The sequence below is a fragment of the Dyadobacter jejuensis genome, assembly GCF_003149085.1.
In the GTDB taxonomy this organism is placed as follows: domain Bacteria; phylum Bacteroidota; class Bacteroidia; order Cytophagales; family Spirosomataceae; genus Dyadobacter; species Dyadobacter jejuensis.
The window spans coordinates 342,472-358,656 of sequence record NZ_QGDT01000002.1; the positions used below are offsets into that span (position 1 = coordinate 342,472).

A 16,185-nucleotide genomic window follows, 5' to 3' on the forward strand; every position below is an offset into this window, starting at 1 on the left:
AGTAGAATTAACCAACCAAGGTCGATTTGGCATTTTCAATGGCTTTACGTTCTTTCCAATGCTGCCATTTGATTCCTAACAAGGAAGTCATCCCTCTGTCCACAAAAGTATGACGAACCAGGTTCATCCCCCCTTGAAGGGCCGTAAATACGGAGTTGTTGGCCCGAAGTGCCAGGCTAAATCCACCGTCTACGTATTTGATATGGTGCCACCAAAGTGATGGAATAAAGATCGTCTCTCCATGACCCAGTATCGTCTCATGTCCCACGGCCTCTTTGAGGGCAGGGAATCGATCGTAATCAGGATTCAAAGGATCCACCTTACTCATCACCGTAAACGGATGGTGGTATAACTTTTTGCTTTCCTCTGGCGAGAACAATACGATATGCTTACGGGTTTGAAACTGCGTTAGGAATACATTGGAGCAGTCCATATCGTAATGAAGACTGGTAATAGAACCTTCCCCACCGAAGAATACGAACTTATACGATTTCAGGAAACCATCCATGATGGTTGGAAAACGTATATCATTGGCCAGTTCGGGGGCTTTTTTAAAAATATCGAATAAGAAGATTCTTAGATCGGTAGGACCCTTTTCGATAAGAGAAAGGTATTCACCAAATTTCATTGTTTTGGCTATCTGAAAATACTTATCGGCATCGTGCATATGGTTATCGACCAAAGGCACATCCAAATTCCCATGCGTATCCCTTAACCAATCGAACGTCCATTTTTGCACCGCAGGCCAATCCTTTGCCAAATCGGTAAACACAACCGGCTTACTGGGTTTAAGATAATTCTCAATAAACTCCTCACGAGTAAGGCCACTCCGTTTTTCTATTTGTAATAACTCCATAAAAGAATCCAAAAAATTTAATACGATATTTTCCGCGTCAGAATCTCTGTGCTCCAGCCAAATGCTGGCTCTTCATTAAATAAACTCCAACAGAGCCGTCTGCTACAACAATATTTTAAAGCTAATAAGTTCTAACAGAATCGGTAAATTCCCCTTTATCCTGTAAAAGTATTAAAGAGATTTCAAAACTGATAAACTAATGACTGATATTACGAATAGTTACCCCCTCCACTACGGAGGTATCAGCTTGTCGTTTAGGAAAGTAGCGCTGGAAGCCGCATCTGCTAGCCGGGGTAACCCTCAACACGAAAAACAAACTTAAATATCTGACATTCTGATCATTAACAACCAAGTGAATCAACAAACAGCAAAATTATAATTCTCCTACCTGTTTTTGCTACCCGTTCCTAGGTCCAGGCAATAGGCCATTTCTGATGCCTAAAGATTTCTCCAAAACTGATTAAAATCATAGAGACACCCAGGATCATTTTCTTGGTATTTCCATCTTGGTATTTTATTAAATCTGAATTTTCAATCCCAAAATAATCATTAACTTTCCTTCAATTTCAAATAGACCAAGCATGTCCACTGACGAATACGACCAGGATGCCGATGAGCTCCGAAATGCGCAAACCATCCAAATGCAAAAATTGCATGATTTAGTCCTCCTCTCTATCAAAGAACAGGACTCTATCTTTAACAATCTGGCGCATCCCCCCATCGAAACCCTCTCTCCGGGCCAACGCGTTTCCGACAAGGTAGCTCAGTTTGGTGGTAGCTGGGTCTTTATCATTTTATTTTTGTCCCTATTAATCGCTTGGATCCTTTTCAACGAACTCGTGCCTAATGGCGAGCGATTCGACCCTTACCCTTTTATCCTGATGAATCTGGTTTTGTCCTGTGTTGCGGCTCTGCAAGCCCCCATTATTATGATGAGCCAAAATCGCCAAGCCGAGAAAGACCGTGCCCGTGCTGAAAATGACTATATGGTCAATCTTAAGGCGGAACTTGAGGTCCGTAGCTTAAACCAAAAAATAGACCTGCTGCAAGAAGAGCAGCTGAAAACAATATTTAGCGTGCAGGCCCGACAAATGGAAATCTTAAAAAGAATGGAGAATAATATTCAAGTATTAATGGCCAAGAATAAATGATCAACTATCACAACAAAAGGTTTTATCCCTTAAGCAATTCCACCAATGGGGAGGTAGACCTCGACATGGTGTTCGTCTACCAACAGCAGGGCAACGTGGTAAGCTGCCAATATGCGGGTAAAAACATAAAATTTGGCCAGCTAATGGCATTGGTCTTACCCGATGGCTCTCTGGACATGCGCTATCAGCAGATCAACCTGCAAGGGGAAATAAGAACGGGCATATGCCATTCTACCCCCGAAGTCCTTGCCGACGGCCGAATACGACTCTATGAAAGCTGGCAATGGACCAGCGGAGACCGCTCTTCCGGGAGATCCATATTGGAAGAGCGGTAGACCTAGCGCCCTAGTTATTGTTCGAGGATATCCTTTAAGTTATTAAGCCCTTGGTCAAAATCCTTTCCGATGGCATTTTGAATGTCCATAAAGGGCATGATTACATTCATAGGAATGGGCATGGAACCATTGAAGCCCCAAACAACCTTGGTGTGTGTGGAATCGATCCCCTCTGTCAGCAGGTAGGCTTGGGAAGTGGACTCGAAGGGTCTATGAAAGCGCAGCTCAAAGTCGATGCGTTCCCCTTCTTGTACTTTTTTTATTTCCTGCTCCCCAGCTCCAACCTCTTTTTCCTTACTATCCCAATGATAGGTGGAGCCTACGGTGCCAGGCATGCCCACATATCCTTTCTCCATTTTGGGGTCCATTTTGGACCATACACTCCATTGTTCTTGATTTTCTAAGGTTCGCAAATAATCAAAGACCTGACTTTTAGGCCGATTGACAATTACGCTCCGCTCCACAGAATAGTCTTTTGGCATTATAATAGCAGCGATCACCACTGCTCCAATCAATCCAAAAATGATAAAAAGAAACGTTTTCATAGTCCATATTGATTTAGGTTGATACATGTATTTCAAACGTAATTCATCTGGATATTCATAGGCTTCTATTTGCTGCATTCCTACTTTCTGCAGCACCCGTATCGAAGCCAGGTTTTCACTATTTACGAAGGCGATCACGGGTCTTCCCTTGGTTTTCTTCCTAGCATATTCAAGGAGGGTATGGGCCAGTTTTGTAGCCAAACCTCTACCCCAAAACTGCTGCTGGAGTCTATAGCCGATTTCTGTGGCCCCATCAAATTCCTCTAGCTTGGCGCTGCCTATCAATTCGCCAGTCTCTTTTAGCATTACAAAATAACGACCAAAAGGAGGAGGCATCGCGTTTTCCTCCATAAAGCTTTGAAACATCGCCTCCGACTCTTGACGATTCAAAGCTTTGCCCGTCACATACCTCATCACGTCCTCATCGGTGCAAAGAGAATGATATAAGTCGCCATCCTGAGGCCGCATTTTGGATAGGACAAAGTCAGTAGACTCAAATGTATCATTTTGAGTTGAGTCAAATTCAATCATATTTCTAGTCAGGTTGTTAAAGCGGCAAAGCTGAACGGCTATAGAAAGTTAAAAAAATATACGACAGTAGCATATTAGAACCAATAAAATATTGTTAACACTCATTAACAACCCATGAAATTTGGCATTCTACGGCTTATTATTATATTTGTTAGTACGCCCGAGAGTATTGCTATTCCAATATAATAGTATCGTTTGATCTTGATATGATTATATAAATATGAATTTTTTAATGCCTTGGCTATTCCTAACCTCATGACAAAAAGATCCTTTATACTATTTGTATCTCTGATTTCTTTTATGATCTCAGTGACCTTTTCCCTTAGCTTACAAGGGATAGGGGCAGATAATAAAGGATTACATTCCAAGCAATCGGCCATAGCCTCGTCCCAATTCGGGACGAGCTATGACGATCAAGAGGCCATTTTACAAGCCGATGAATCGGAATGGAGGGAAAACCTGAACGATCTACTCAGGCACCGCGGGCCATCTTATCGATTCTCTGGTATTGACGAATTCTCCATTACGATCTTCTGTTTTGGTCTTATCAGTGCAGGGAATTATCGCCCTACTCTTTCTTGGGTATTCTGCCTAAGAGAACTAGTGCTGCCCGATTATTATTACTTTCTCCACAGGCTTTGCCCTTTCTGAGTGAACCTCGTTCACTAGGCCCTGTCGGTTTTGTCGGGTTCTAACTTTTTACAAATTACCATAGTCCAAATAAGGTACCCCCAACGGGAAAGGCCTTCCTGTGTACCTCAGGGAGACTTTCAAGGAAGGAGTACATTGCACCCATTTTTTTATCCAACCTCTAGTATGAACAAATTTCTTTGGCCGACATTTTTAATGGCGTTTACCGCCCTTTTCTCGGCCTGTACCACCCAAAGTGAAAATGTTTCGGAAAGCCAAGACACGGTGCTCACCATCCCAGTTGCCCGTCTTTATCCTCAACAAACCCAACTCCATAGAGAGTATGTAGGCTCCATCCATGCCCAAAAAAATGTAGAAATTTACGCCCGGGTAAAGGGGTATTTGGAAGAAGTGTATGTGGATGAAGGTAAACCTGTGCGCAAGGGCCAGGTACTATTCCGAATCAATAACGAGGAATATTCCGCCGAGCTAGCCAAGGCCAAAGCCAACCAACAAAGTGCCATGGCCCAGGCCAAAGCAGCCGAATTGGAGGTCAATCGGGTGAAAGTTTTGGTTGAAAAGGACATTATCTCCAAAACGGAGCTAGAGGTTGCTCAAGCTAATTTTTCGGCTGTGAAAGCGAAAATTGAAGAAGCGAACTCAGCCGTGACCAATGCGAGCATACAGCTGGCACATACCCAAGTACGCGCCCCTTTCAATGGGATCGTCAACCGAATTCCGTTAAAAATTGGTAGTTTGATCAACGAAGGGACCTTGCTAACTTCCATTTCCGACAACAATAATGTATTTGTATATTTCAATGTTTCTGAAAATGAATATTTGGAATATGTAAAAGCCAGAAGGGAATCGGATACCAACGAAAACTTGGTAGACTTAGAACTAGCCGATGGAACGTATTTTCCTGAAAAAGGTAAAATTGAAACCATGGAAGGACAGTTCGATGCCAGCACCGGATCCATTGCCTTCAGGGCACGCTTTGCCAACCCACAAGGAATCTTGAAACATGGCTCTACGGGCACCATCCGCCTTACCAACTCGGCCGATGAAGTGTTATTAGTTCCTCAGAAGGCTGTATTCGATATTCAGGATAAGAGCTTTGTTTTTCTGGTTGACAAAGACAATCGGGTGAAGACCAAGATCTTCGTTCCCAAGTTAAGAATTGGCGATTATTATATCGTAAAATCAGGATTGGAAACCGGCGACCGTATCGTTTATGAAGGCATACAGGTTTTGAAAGAGGGGATGTCGATCAAACCCAAATTGGTATCTCTAGACGGAGATCAGATCAAGCAAAACCAACAAAAAGCTGTAAGCGCTCTATAAAGCGTCCCAATCGATCCTAATACTTACCGAATCACAACCATGTTTCAAAAATTTATAGAGCGACCAGTGCTCTCCCTGGTCATCTCCATCTTTATAACCTTACTGGGTATCTTGGCCTTTTTGGGGCTTCCAGTATCCCAATTTCCCGATATCGTTCCACCGTCGGTAGTAGTAACGGCCACCTATACGGGTGCCAATGCCGAGGTATGTGTCGATGCCGTGGCCGTACCACTCGAGCGAGCCATTAACGGAGTACCGGGAATGACCTATATGTCCACCGTGTCGGGTAACGATGGGGTGACGACCATCACGGTCTCATTCAACGTAGGAATAGATCCCGACTTAGCCGCCGTTAACGTACAAAATAGGGTTCAAACCGTTATTGATGAACTTCCTGAAGAAGTAATCAAGGCGGGGGTAACCACCGAAAAAGAAGTAAATAGTATGCTGATGTATCTGGACATTATGAGTTCGGATACGGCAGTGGCCGAAGATTTTGTTTACAACTTTGCGGATATTAATATTCTTAAAGAACTGAAGCGTATCGACGGAGTAGGCCGGGCGGTCATTATGGGGAGTCGCGATTACTCCATGCGTATTTGGCTCAAGCCCGACCGTATGAGTAGCTATAATGTGTCGGCCGACGATGTCGTGCAGGCCATTCGGACCCAAAGTGTAGTTGCCGCTCCAGGTAAAACCGGTATTAGCTCTGGTAAGCAGGTACAAATGCTACAATATGTGCTTAAATACACGGGTAAACTTTTTGAACCGGAGCAATATGAAAACATTGTACTAAGAGCCAACCCCGATGGGTCCATGCTCAAGCTCAAGGACGTGGCCGAGGTAGAATTCGGCTCCTTGGAGTACGACATGACGTCCTTATCTAACGGCAAGCCTTCCGCTTCCATCATGCTCAAACAGCGTCCTGGCTCCAATGCCCAGGAAGTAATTGCCAATGTAAAAAAGCGTGTGGCCGAATTGAAAGAAACCACCTTCCCTGCCGGAATGGACTATTCGGTATCTTATGACGTTTCCCGCTTCCTCGATGCCTCCATCCATGAAGTAGTACGTACCCTAATAGAAGCCTTTATACTGGTTATCATCATTGTATTTTTGTTCTTACAAGATTTCCGGTCGACCCTTATCCCCGCATTAGCGGTTCCAGTGGCACTGATAGGGACCTTTGCCTTTATGCAACTTTTTGGGTTCTCCATCAACTTGCTCACCCTCTTTGCCTTGGTACTGGCTATAGGTATCGTCGTCGACAACGCCATTGTGGTGGTGGAGGCCGTGCATGCGAAGATGGCCGAAAAACATTTGGATGCCCGAGAGGCGACCATAGAGTCAATGAAGGAAATGAGTGGAGCCATTATCGCCATTACCTTGGTAATGTCCGCGGTATTCGTACCGGTGGCCTTTATGTCGGGACCCGTCGGTATTTTCTACCGTCAGTTTTCCATTACCTTGGCCATTTCCATTGTGATATCGGGTATCAACGCCCTCACCCTTACACCGGCCCTCTGTGCGCTAATGTTGAAAAACACCCATGGGCAACCTTCCAAAAACACCCCATTGGATCGATTCTTTAAGGGCTTCAATAATGGCTATGAGGCCATATCGGGCAAGTATAGGAAGCTACTTTCGATGATAATTAACCGACGTGTCATTACTGTAGGCCTATTAGTAGCCTTCTGTATTGGCACCTATGGCGTCAATTCTATTCTTCCTACGGGCTTTATCCCTACAGAAGACCAAGGGGTGCTCAACGTAAACGTAACGACTCCTCCTGGAGCCACGGTAGAAAGGACCGAGAAGGTCTTGGTTGAAATCCAAAAAGTAGCCGAGACCTTGGGTGCTGTAGAATCGGTATCCACCCTTTCGGGATATAGCCTCATGACCGAGTCGGCGGGGGCCTCTTATGGTATGGCCATGATCAACCTGAAGCCATGGCACGAACGTACCGAATCGGTTAAGGACATTATATCGGAAATGGAACGTAGAACCCGCCATATTACCGATGCCGAAATACAGTACTTCCCTCCCCCAACCGTACCGGGCTTCGGTAACTCCAGTGGTTTCGAGCTCAGGGTACAAGATAGAACTGGTAGTGATGACCTTCAAAAGACGGCCGAAATCACCAACCAATTCGTCAAAGAACTGGCTCAAGCTCCCGAAATTTCCACCGCTTTTAGTAGTTTCGATGCCAGCTTCCCGCAATACCTCATCCATGTGGATCCGGATATTGCCGCTAAAAAAGGGGTGTCTGTCGACGATGCCATGAGCACCCTGCAAACGCTGGTGGGTAGTCTTTATGCTAGTAACTTTATCCGCTTCGGGCAGATGTACAAAGTGATGGTACAGGCAGACCCTGAGTATCGTAAAAACCCAGAGGATATTTTGAAGCTCTACGTGAAGAATAACCGCGGTGATATGGTTCCCTTCTCTACCTTCATCACCATGGAGCGGGTGTATGGTCCCGAACTCCTTACCCGTTATAATATGTACACCTCCGCGATGATCAACGGAGATGCCGCCCCCGGATATAGTAGTGGAGATGCCATTAAGGCGGTAGAACGTATTGCGGCTACCAGCTTGCCAAAAGGCTTTACCTACGATTGGTCGGGAATGACCCGTGAGGAGATCCTGTCGGGCAACCAGGCGATATTTATATTCGCCATCTGTTTGCTCTTCGTATACCTGCTATTAGCGGCACAATATGAAAGCTTCTTACTCCCTCTTCCGGTGATCCTTTCGTTACCAACGGGTATTTTTGGTGCATTCCTTTCCCTGAAATTACTAGGGCTCGAAAACAACATTTACGCCCAGGTATCGCTAGTCATGCTCATAGGGCTCCTTGGTAAGAATGCCATTTTGATTGTAGAATACGCCATTATAAGACAGAGCGAAGGCCGATCGGTTATTGAGGCAGCCTTGGAAGGAGCCACCGAAAGGCTCCGACCTATCCTGATGACCTCCTTCGCTTTCATAGCCGGACTCATTCCGCTGGTAATGGCCTCAGGTGCCGGTGCCATAGGTAACAGATCCATTGGTACGGCCGCCGCGGGTGGTATGCTCATTGGTACGCTCTTCGGGGTCGTTATCATTCCCGGACTTTATGTGCTATTTGCCAGCTTTGGCACCAAGGAAAAGCCGCAACCCGTGGTAGCAGAAGAGGTGCTTGCCGACCAACAAGAAAACTAAGCTATTGTAAGTCTACTGGCAGTTGCCCTGCAGCTGCCGGTAGACCAAATCTGTCTGATTCAATAAAATGACTATAAAACATAAAATCGCCCCATATCTGCTTACTGTAGGTTTGCTGGGAGGACTTTCAGGCTGTAAACTCACGCAGCCCATTCAACAAAAGCAGGCCATAGAAACGCCCGAGGCATTCCAGGGCTTTTCGGACTCCACCGGTATTGCCGAACTAAAATGGGACAAAGTATTCAAGGACAAAAAACTCCTTGCCCTTATCGATACCGCCTTAGCCAATAATCTGGATCTAAAAATGGCCATGCAACGCATCGAGATGGCCCGTACGAGCGTTAGAATGCGCAAAGCGGCTATCCTTCCCTCGGTACAGGCCGAGGTGTCGGGAGGTGCTCGTAAATTTGGTGACTATACCATGGACGGAGTGGGTAACTACGACACCAATTTTTCTACTAACCTCGATGACGACCGTTTGCTGCCAGCTCCTATCTTACCCGACTATTTCGTTGGACTTAAGAGCAGCTGGGAAGTGGATATCTGGGGTAAATTAAAAAATCGCCGGAAAGGGGCCTTATACCGTCTATTAGCCACTGAAAAAGCACGCCAAGCCATCACCACCGGTTTGGTCGCCGAAGTGGCTCAGCTTTATTATGACTTGGTATTCCTGGACACCGAATTGGACATTATCCGTAAGAATATCATCTTGCAAGAAACGGCGGTAGAAACCATTACGATCCAAAAAGAAGGGGGCCGTGCAAATGAGCTGGGAGTGCGCCAATTTGCCGCCCAATTATTGAATACCAAGAGTTTGGAAGTTCAGTTTTTACAAAAAATTAACGATACTGAAAATAGGCTTAATGTACTTCTGGGAAGATTTCCCGAAAAAATAGACCGTAGCACGAGTCTGGAACAAACTATCGCTTTAAATGCCGAGGCCGGAATCCCTGCCAGCATGCTTAGCCGTAGGCCCGATGTACAACAATCCCTGTTTATGTTATCGTCCTACTATGCCGACCAGCAGGCGGCACAGCTGGCTTTACTCCCTTCTCTAAACATTACCGCCCTTTTAGGTTTTAATGCCTTCAAAAGCAATCTATTATTTTCGCCCGGATCATTGGCCTATAATGCCTTAGGAGGACTTACGGCCCCGGTCATTAACCGAATAGCTCTTAAGTCGGAGCTAAAACGTGCTGAAGCCCAAAGCCAAGAGGCGTTGTTGGCCTATAACAAAGTGGTATTAACCAGCTTTCAGGAGGTGAGTACGAGTCTCAAAAGGATTCAATACACCAAGCGTATTAGTGATTTTAAAAAGCAGGAGGTACAAGTTTTGCAACAGGCTGTAGCCACTTCGCAAGACTTATTTTTGGGAGGATATGCCACTTATTTGGAGATTATCATGGCTCAAAAAAGCGTGATAGAGGCAGAGCTAACCCTTGCTGAAGTTCAGAAAGAACAATATTTTGCATTAATCGAACTTTATCGTTCATTAGGTGGAGGTTGGGAATAACCAACACCTGCGCCCTAGCCATAAAAAGGCCCCATATCCTAGCGGAATATGGGGCCTTTTTTGAGTACTAGCGATTACTTCTTTTTCTTCGTAACTGCGTAGCTGAATTCTTTATCCAACTGAATATAATCTACCAACATTCTTCCAGTTTCTGTCAAGTAGATATCCTTTTTCTTTTTGGTCTCCTTGGCCTTCTCTGGCGCATCTTCCGAGAACTCGTCTTCGTCCTCTCCTTCACCAATTTGCTTCATAGCTAAGCGCTTTTTCTCCGCTTCTTCCCGTTCTACCTTACGCTTTGATTCCATGAGCGACACGACCTTTTCTTCACGTGCCTTCTTAAATTCCGCTAAGGTCTTCACCAAGGTCTTTAGTTCGGGGTCGGTCGTCAAGCGCGATTCATACTTGGCCCGTATCTTAGCCAATAGCTGATCGTTTACCATATTCACGGCTTTGTAGTCGGAAGAAGCGATGCGATCCCATGGAAGGGCGCTGGTTTGAGAACCTTCGCCAAACTCATGCAACTTAAAGGCTGACGGAAGCTCCAAGTCAGGAGTAACGCCTTTGAGCTGGGTACTGCTGCCATTCACCCTATAAAATTTGGCGACGGTAAGCTTTAGGTCACCCAACTGGTCCGATTCCTTTGGAACCCATTGATTAAGTCCTATCAAGGTTTGTACGGTTCCTTTACCATAGGTTTGTTCTCCTACGATAAGGCCTCTTTTGTAATCTTGAATGGCTCCCGCAAAAATCTCGGAGGCCGACGCACTAAACCTATTTACCATCACGGCTAAAGGTCCGTCGTAGGCAATACCTGCGTCGTTATCGGACTGCACTTCTACTTCACCTTGACTCTCTTTGACCTGAACCACGGGACCTTTATCGATAAAAAGACCAGTGAGAGAAACAGCCTCTGTCAAAGAGCCTCCTCCATTATTACGTAAATCGATCACGATTCCATCCACAGATTCTTTTTTCAGTTCTGCAATCAACTTCTGCACATCGCGTGTGGTACTTGAGAACTCCTTTTCTTTGTGCTGAGCTCCTTCAAAATCCCTGTAAAACAAAGGAATATCAATCACCCCTATTTTATAATCCTTACCAGCCGACTGCAGGGAAACGATCTCTTTAGAGGCTCTTTGCTCTTCCAGCTTGATTTTTTCGCGAACGATGCGGTATTCCTTGGGAGGAGTACCCGGCAGGGCATCTGCCGACTCTACTTGCAAGCGCACTACAGTCCCCTTAGGACCTTTAATAAGCTTAACGGCATCGTCAACAAACCAGCCCACGATGTCGACTATTTTACCGTCATCGCCTTGGGCAACGCCTATGATCTTGTCCTCCTTTTTGAGTTGCTTGCCTTTGAAGGCAGGCCCTCCAGGGATTACATCCACAATTTTTATGTAATTGTCTTCTTCCCGTAATATGGCCCCTATCCCTTCCAGAGATTGGCTCATATCCTGCTTAAACCGATCGGCCGAAGTAGGTGCTAAATAATTAGTATGGGGGTCTAAAGACTCGGCATAGGCGTTCATAAACATCTGGAACACTTGTTCCGTACGGATGCGCGCCAAAGCACGGTCCCGGTTCTTATACCGATCGCTTAAGGTAGCAATATAGGCAGTATCGGCTTTCCCCGACAACTTCAAATCCAGGGCTTCACTCTTCAAATATTTACGCCAGGTATCGTCTAGCTCCTTGGTATTTTTGGCCCATTGCGCCTTTTCCCGATCCGTATCGATCGATTCATTCTCGTTAAAATCGAAGGGATTCTTTGACTCTAGCAGCGTATGAATATAGTCGCTCCGCTCTTGATAGCGCTTCCTGAATACATTATATATTTTAAAAGGAACGGCTAGTTCCCTCCTCTGCAGATAATCGTCGAAGGAATTACGATATTGCTCAAAAGCAGCTAGGTCAGATGCCTGATAATATAATTTGTTGGGGTCAATCCCCTCTATAAATCGGTCGAACATGGCCGACGACAGGGAGTCGTTCAGTTGAATTTTCCGATAATGATAGTTTGCTAAAATCCTGGTGGTAAGCTCCTCGGCCTTAAACTGCGCCTCTATAGGCTTGATATCCTCCGAAAGGGACGTTTCGGTAGGGAGTACCAGTCCGTGGTCTTCTTCTGGCCCGCGCTGCACCCCTAGCATCACGACAGGAATCAGTGTAATAAGATATTTTTTCATTATATAACTTAAAAAAATGATAACAGAAGTAAGCTTCTGTCAATAAATTAGAGGGCCCACCCACTCGGCAAACCGACATGCTTTCCACCAGGCTTCTTTACCCTTTCACGGCGTCAATATAAAAATAACAAACTTTTGTCATAAAATATCCCTGTCATGCGCAAAAGGGTTTCAATTCAACTTATTTAACTTCTTTTAACGTTTCTTTTTCGGCTGGTTTTTCCTGCTCAATGATGCTTAAAAGCTCCACGTCAAAAACCAAAGCGGAATAAGCAGGGATTTGAGGACCCGCTTGTCTTTCGCCATAAGCGAGGTCATAGGGAATGTAAAGTTGCCACTTTGAGCCTACTGGCATCAATTGCAAGGCTTCGGTCCACCCTTTAATCACCCCACTCACCGGTATTTCTATAGGTTCTCCTCTTTCAACAGAGCTATCAAAAACCGTTCCATCGATCAAAGTACCATGATAATGCGCCTTCACTTTGTCGGTGACCACAGGCTTAGGGCCGGTCCCAGCTTTCAACACTTTATATTGTAAGCCGCTTTCAGTAGTATGCACACTATCTTTTTTAGCATTCTGGGCAAGGAATTCCTCCCCAGCAATTTTTACGGCCGCCCCTTTCTTTTCCATTAGATTTTGAAAATATTGGCCAATAAATGCATTAGCGGACTCGGAGGTAAAGATAGTAGAGTCGCCTTTAAGCGACTTTCTGATCTCTTGTACGAGTACGTCTACATTCAGATCGTCGATCCCTTGGGAGGAAACGGAGTTAGAAAAGCTAACTCCAATGGCTGCCGACAAGGAATCCGTAGTATTTTTTAGTACATTCGTTGCAACTGGGGCTTTGGTAGCGTGTGTACTTTTGCTGGCTGCCGAAGGAGCCGCCTTCTTAGTTCCTTGTGCAAAGGAAGGAGTGACTGCCAAGGCACTAAAAAGTGCAGCGGCCAAGAGCGATTTTTCTAATTTGTACATTCGGATTTTAAAAGTTCTGATAAGTAGTTTTGTAATCTGCTAAAGTACTAAACGAACGGCACTCCAGCAAAACACATATGGTAACAAAAATAGTTTTAAAAAAATAATAATGATTTTGTAAAACGCCCAATTGGTAAAATAATTATTTAAAAAGCCCACAACCTTGGAAAAGTATAATTTTATATCCAATGTTTTGGCTCAATACTGATTATAATATAAAATAAAATCCTACCTTTGCGGCTGATTTCAAAATCTTACTACTATACTCTAAATTAGTCAATTATACTATGGTATCTGTTAGACCGGACGAAGTGTCGGCAATCCTGCGCGAACAACTTGCAGGCGCTAAATCGGAAGCCGAACTTGAAGAAGTAGGAACAGTTCTTCAGATCGGTGATGGCGTAGCGCGTATTTACGGCCTTTCACAAGTACAAGCGGGTGAGCTTCTTGTATTCGAAAATGGCCTGAAAGCACTTGCCCTTAACCTCGAAGAAGACAATGTTGGAGCCGTATTGCTAGGTGATGCCAGCGATATAAAAGAAGGTGCAACGGTGAAGCGTACGAAGGAAATTGCTTCTGTAAAGGTAGGTGAAGGCATCGTAGGCCGCGTAGTGAATACACTCGCCGAGCCCATCGACGGCCATGGCCCTATCGTAGGAGAGCTTTTCGAGATGCCCTTGGAACGTAAAGCCCCGGGTGTTATCTATCGTCAGCCCGTTACAGAGCCCCTTCAAACGGGAATCAAGGCCATTGATGCCATGATCCCCATTGGACGTGGACAACGTGAATTGATTATTGGTGACCGCCAGACGGGTAAGACTGCTGTGGCCATCGATACCATCATAAATCAAAGAGAATACTTTGAAAAGGGCGAGCCTGTTTTCTGTATTTACGTAGCATGTGGTCAAAAAGCCTCTACTATTAAAGGAATAGAAGCGACGCTACGTCGTTATGGAGCGATGGACTACACCGTAATCGTAGCTGCTGGAGCATCCGATCCTTCTCCTATGCAATTTTATGCGCCATTTACGGGTGCAGCCATCGGTGAGTACTTCCGTGATACAGGCCGTCCTGCTTTGGTTGTTTATGATGACCTTTCTAAGCAAGCCGTTTCTTATCGTGAAGTATCCTTGCTTTTGCGTCGTCCTCCAGGCCGCGAAGCCTATCCAGGAGACGTGTTCTACCTTCACAGCCGCCTATTGGAACGTGCTGCAAAGGTAATTGCCGATGACGATATCGCTGCAACCATGAACGACCTCCCTCCTTCCCTAATAGGAAAAGTGAAAGGTGGCGGTTCATTGACGGCACTTCCTATCATCGAAACCCAAGCAGGGGACGTTTCTGCTTATATCCCTACCAACGTAATTTCGATTACTGATGGTCAGATATTCCTAGAATCTAACTTGTTCAACGCCGGTATTCGTCCTGCCATCAACGTGGGTATCTCGGTATCGCGTGTGGGGGGTAATGCCCAGATCAAGTCTATGAAGAAGGTTTCTGGTACTCTCAAACTGGACCAGGCTCAGTTCCGTGAATTGGAAGCTTTTGCCAAGTTCGGTTCTGACCTCGATGCCGCAACCAAATTGGCCATCGACAGGGGACGCCGCAACCAAGAGGTTCTTAAACAACCTCAATATGCTCCAGTACCTGTGGCTCAGCAAGTCGCTACGGTATACGCCTCTACTAAAGGCCTACTGGATAAGGTAGACGAAAACAGAGTGAAGGAGTTCGAAGCAGATTTCCTTAACGTACTGAGCACCCAATACAGTGATACGCTCGCAGCACTTGGAGCTGGAAAACTGGACAATAGCGTGACCGACGTGGTAGAAAAAGTCGCCAAAGAAGTCGCCAATAAATACAAAGCAATCTAATAGCATTATGAGCAGTCACGTGCCTACCCCTGTGGTAGGCATTGGTGACTGCCTATAATTTTTAACTTACCTAAAATGGCAAGCTTAAAAGAAGTACGTAACCGCATCGTCTCGGTCAACTCGACCCAACAGATCACAAAAGCCATGAAAATGGTGGCGGCAGCGAAGCTGAGAAGGGCTCAGGACAACATCATACAGATGCGCCCCTACGCTCAAAAACTCAACGAAATGTTGCTGACGGTATCTGCAGGTTCCGAAAGCTCGGTCGATAGCCCATTGAAAGCGGTACGCCCTGTAGAACGTGTGTTGATCGTAGTGGTAACCTCCGATAGAGGACTTTGCGGCGCCTTCAACACCAATATCATTAAGGCTACTCTTCAACTGATCGAAAATAAATATGCAGCCCAAGCCAAAAAAGGGCAGGTAGAGATATTTACGATTGGTAAAAAAGGGGCAGAATCCTTTGCCCGCCGTGGCTTTAAGGTTCATGGCCAGTTTACCGACACCTATAGCCGGTTGAGCTTTGTTACCGTAAAGGAAGCGGCTGAGGAAATCATGAAAGGATATACCAATGGGACTTTTGACGCCGTTGAACTCGTTTTTAACGAATTCAAAAACGTAGCGACGCAAATTATCCATACAGATCCTTATTTGCCTATCGTAGCGGAGGATACCGCTAGCTCGGCTAAAAAGCCCGAAGTTAACTACTCCTTCGAACCTACTGAAGAAGAAATATTGACGGAGCTTATTCCGAAGTCATTGAAAATACAATTGTACAGGGCCGTATTGGAATCCAACGCATCGGAACAAGGTGCAAGGATGACGGCCATGGACAAGGCAACGGAAAATGCCCAAGAATTACTAAAAGAACTGAAGTTAATTTACAACAGAACACGCCAAGCTGCCATTACTACAGAAATCCTCGAGATTGTGGGTGGTGCAGAGGCATTGAAGAATTAAGTTTCGGACACCAATTTTTAAAGGCGAATCGATATCGATTCGCCTTTTTTTATGCCTGCCTATGGAGCCAGTATGGCTCCAGAAGT

13 protein-coding genes are annotated in these 16,185 nt (G+C 45.4%); 9 read left to right on the plus strand and 4 right to left on the minus strand.

What is annotated here, in order from left to right:
* Positions 1 to 7: 7 nt before the first annotated feature.
* Positions 8 to 856, minus strand: coding sequence for a cupin-like domain-containing protein (locus tag CLV98_RS05535; protein ID WP_109673309.1), 849 nt, complete (start codon positions 854 to 856; stop codon positions 8 to 10).
* Between the two features lie 199 nt (positions 857 to 1,055).
* Between CLV98_RS05535 and CLV98_RS23980 the strand changes: the two genes are divergently transcribed.
* From CLV98_RS23980 to CLV98_RS05545, 3 genes are all read left to right on the plus strand, one after another.
* Positions 1,056 to 1,178, plus strand: a complete 123-nt coding sequence (locus CLV98_RS23980; RefSeq protein ID WP_262512129.1) for a hypothetical protein — start codon at positions 1,056 to 1,058, stop codon at positions 1,176 to 1,178.
* A 259-nt stretch (positions 1,179 to 1,437) separates the two neighbouring features.
* Positions 1,438 to 2,007, plus strand: a complete 570-nt coding sequence (locus CLV98_RS05540) for a DUF1003 domain-containing protein (protein ID WP_109673310.1) — start codon at positions 1,438 to 1,440, stop codon at positions 2,005 to 2,007.
* Positions 2,004 to 2,342 carry an avidin-fold protein gene (locus CLV98_RS05545; protein ID WP_109673311.1) on the plus strand — a complete coding sequence of 113 codons (339 nt, stop codon included), beginning with the start codon at positions 2,004 to 2,006 and terminating at the stop codon, positions 2,340 to 2,342. Before CLV98_RS05540 ends, CLV98_RS05545 begins: the two co-directional genes overlap by 4 nt.
* Before the next feature lie 14 nt (positions 2,343 to 2,356).
* Here the strand turns inward: CLV98_RS05545 and CLV98_RS05550 are convergent, their stop codons facing one another.
* Positions 2,357 to 3,418 carry a GNAT family N-acetyltransferase gene (locus tag CLV98_RS05550; protein ID WP_211319979.1) on the minus strand — a complete coding sequence of 354 codons (1,062 nt, stop codon included), beginning with the start codon at positions 3,416 to 3,418 and terminating at the stop codon, positions 2,357 to 2,359.
* A 255-nt stretch (positions 3,419 to 3,673) separates the two neighbouring features.
* Here CLV98_RS05550 and CLV98_RS05555 point away from each other — a divergent pair, with 255 nt between their 5' ends.
* The 4 genes from CLV98_RS05555 to CLV98_RS05570 all read left to right on the plus strand — a co-directional run bounded on the left by CLV98_RS05555 (position 3,674) and on the right by CLV98_RS05570 (position 10,106).
* Positions 3,674 to 4,069: a hypothetical protein gene (locus tag CLV98_RS05555; RefSeq protein WP_146202231.1), complete on the plus strand. Its 396-nt coding sequence runs from the start codon at positions 3,674 to 3,676 to the stop codon at positions 4,067 to 4,069.
* 165 nt (positions 4,070 to 4,234) lie between these two features.
* On the plus strand, positions 4,235 to 5,392 hold the full coding sequence (locus CLV98_RS05560) for an efflux RND transporter periplasmic adaptor subunit (protein ID WP_170120666.1): 1,158 nt from the start codon (positions 4,235 to 4,237) through the stop codon (positions 5,390 to 5,392).
* A gap of 39 nt (positions 5,393 to 5,431) precedes the next feature.
* On the plus strand, positions 5,432 to 8,593 hold the full coding sequence (locus CLV98_RS05565) for an efflux RND transporter permease subunit (protein ID WP_109673313.1): 3,162 nt from the start codon (positions 5,432 to 5,434) through the stop codon (positions 8,591 to 8,593).
* Positions 8,594 to 8,660: 67 nt separating this feature from the next.
* A complete protein-coding gene (locus CLV98_RS05570) occupies positions 8,661 to 10,106 on the plus strand; it encodes a TolC family protein (RefSeq protein WP_109673314.1) in 1,446 nt (481 codons plus the stop codon).
* 74 nt (positions 10,107 to 10,180) lie between these two features.
* Here CLV98_RS05570 and CLV98_RS05575 read toward each other — a convergent pair whose 3' ends face one another.
* Together CLV98_RS05575 and bamJ are read right to left on the minus strand one after the other, a co-directional pair.
* Entirely contained in the window at positions 10,181 to 12,295 is a 2,115-nt protein-coding gene (locus CLV98_RS05575) for a carboxy terminal-processing peptidase (protein ID WP_109673315.1), read from the minus strand.
* A 181-nt stretch (positions 12,296 to 12,476) separates the two neighbouring features.
* The gene (gene bamJ / locus CLV98_RS05580) at positions 12,477 to 13,268 is read right to left on the minus strand and encodes a BamJ family beta-barrel-assembly machinery protein (protein WP_109673316.1); all 792 of its coding nucleotides are present in this window, start codon (positions 13,266 to 13,268) and stop codon (positions 12,477 to 12,479) included.
* 287 nt (positions 13,269 to 13,555) lie between these two features.
* Between bamJ and atpA the strand changes: the two genes are divergently transcribed.
* Positions 13,556 to 15,139, plus strand: coding sequence for a F0F1 ATP synthase subunit alpha (gene atpA / locus CLV98_RS05585; protein WP_109673317.1), 1,584 nt, complete (start codon positions 13,556 to 13,558; stop codon positions 15,137 to 15,139).
* A 75-nt stretch (positions 15,140 to 15,214) separates the two neighbouring features.
* On the plus strand, positions 15,215 to 16,099 hold the full coding sequence (gene atpG / locus CLV98_RS05590) for an ATP synthase F1 subunit gamma (protein ID WP_109673318.1): 885 nt from the start codon (positions 15,215 to 15,217) through the stop codon (positions 16,097 to 16,099).
* Positions 16,100 to 16,185 lie beyond the last annotated feature (86 nt).

Excerpts from the sequence above, each read along its gene's own strand:
- CLV98_RS05565 (WP_109673313.1), top strand. The coding sequence starts at position 5,432 with ATGTTTCAAAAATTTATAGAGCGACCAGTGCTCTCCCTGGTCATCTCC.
- CLV98_RS05560 (WP_170120666.1), top strand. The coding sequence starts at position 4,235 with ATGAACAAATTTCTTTGGCCGACATTTTTAATGGCGTTTACCGCCCTT.
- CLV98_RS05575 (WP_109673315.1), bottom strand. The coding sequence starts at position 12,295 with ATGAAAAAATATCTTATTACACTGATTCCTGTCGTGATGCTAGGGGTG.
- CLV98_RS23980 (WP_262512129.1), top strand. The coding sequence starts at position 1,056 with ATGACTGATATTACGAATAGTTACCCCCTCCACTACGGAGGTATCAGC.
- atpG (WP_109673318.1), top strand. The coding sequence starts at position 15,215 with ATGGCAAGCTTAAAAGAAGTACGTAACCGCATCGTCTCGGTCAACTCG.
- bamJ (WP_109673316.1), bottom strand. The coding sequence starts at position 13,268 with ATGTACAAATTAGAAAAATCGCTCTTGGCCGCTGCACTTTTTAGTGCC.
- CLV98_RS05570 (WP_109673314.1), top strand. The coding sequence starts at position 8,661 with ATGACTATAAAACATAAAATCGCCCCATATCTGCTTACTGTAGGTTTG.
- atpA (WP_109673317.1), top strand. The coding sequence starts at position 13,556 with ATGGTATCTGTTAGACCGGACGAAGTGTCGGCAATCCTGCGCGAACAA.
- CLV98_RS05555 (WP_146202231.1), top strand. The coding sequence starts at position 3,674 with ATGACAAAAAGATCCTTTATACTATTTGTATCTCTGATTTCTTTTATG.
- CLV98_RS05535 (WP_109673309.1), bottom strand. The coding sequence starts at position 856 with ATGGAGTTATTACAAATAGAAAAACGGAGTGGCCTTACTCGTGAGGAG.
- CLV98_RS05540 (WP_109673310.1), top strand. The coding sequence starts at position 1,438 with ATGTCCACTGACGAATACGACCAGGATGCCGATGAGCTCCGAAATGCG.
- CLV98_RS05545 (WP_109673311.1), top strand. The coding sequence starts at position 2,004 with ATGATCAACTATCACAACAAAAGGTTTTATCCCTTAAGCAATTCCACC.
- CLV98_RS05550 (WP_211319979.1), bottom strand. The coding sequence starts at position 3,418 with ATGATTGAATTTGACTCAACTCAAAATGATACATTTGAGTCTACTGAC.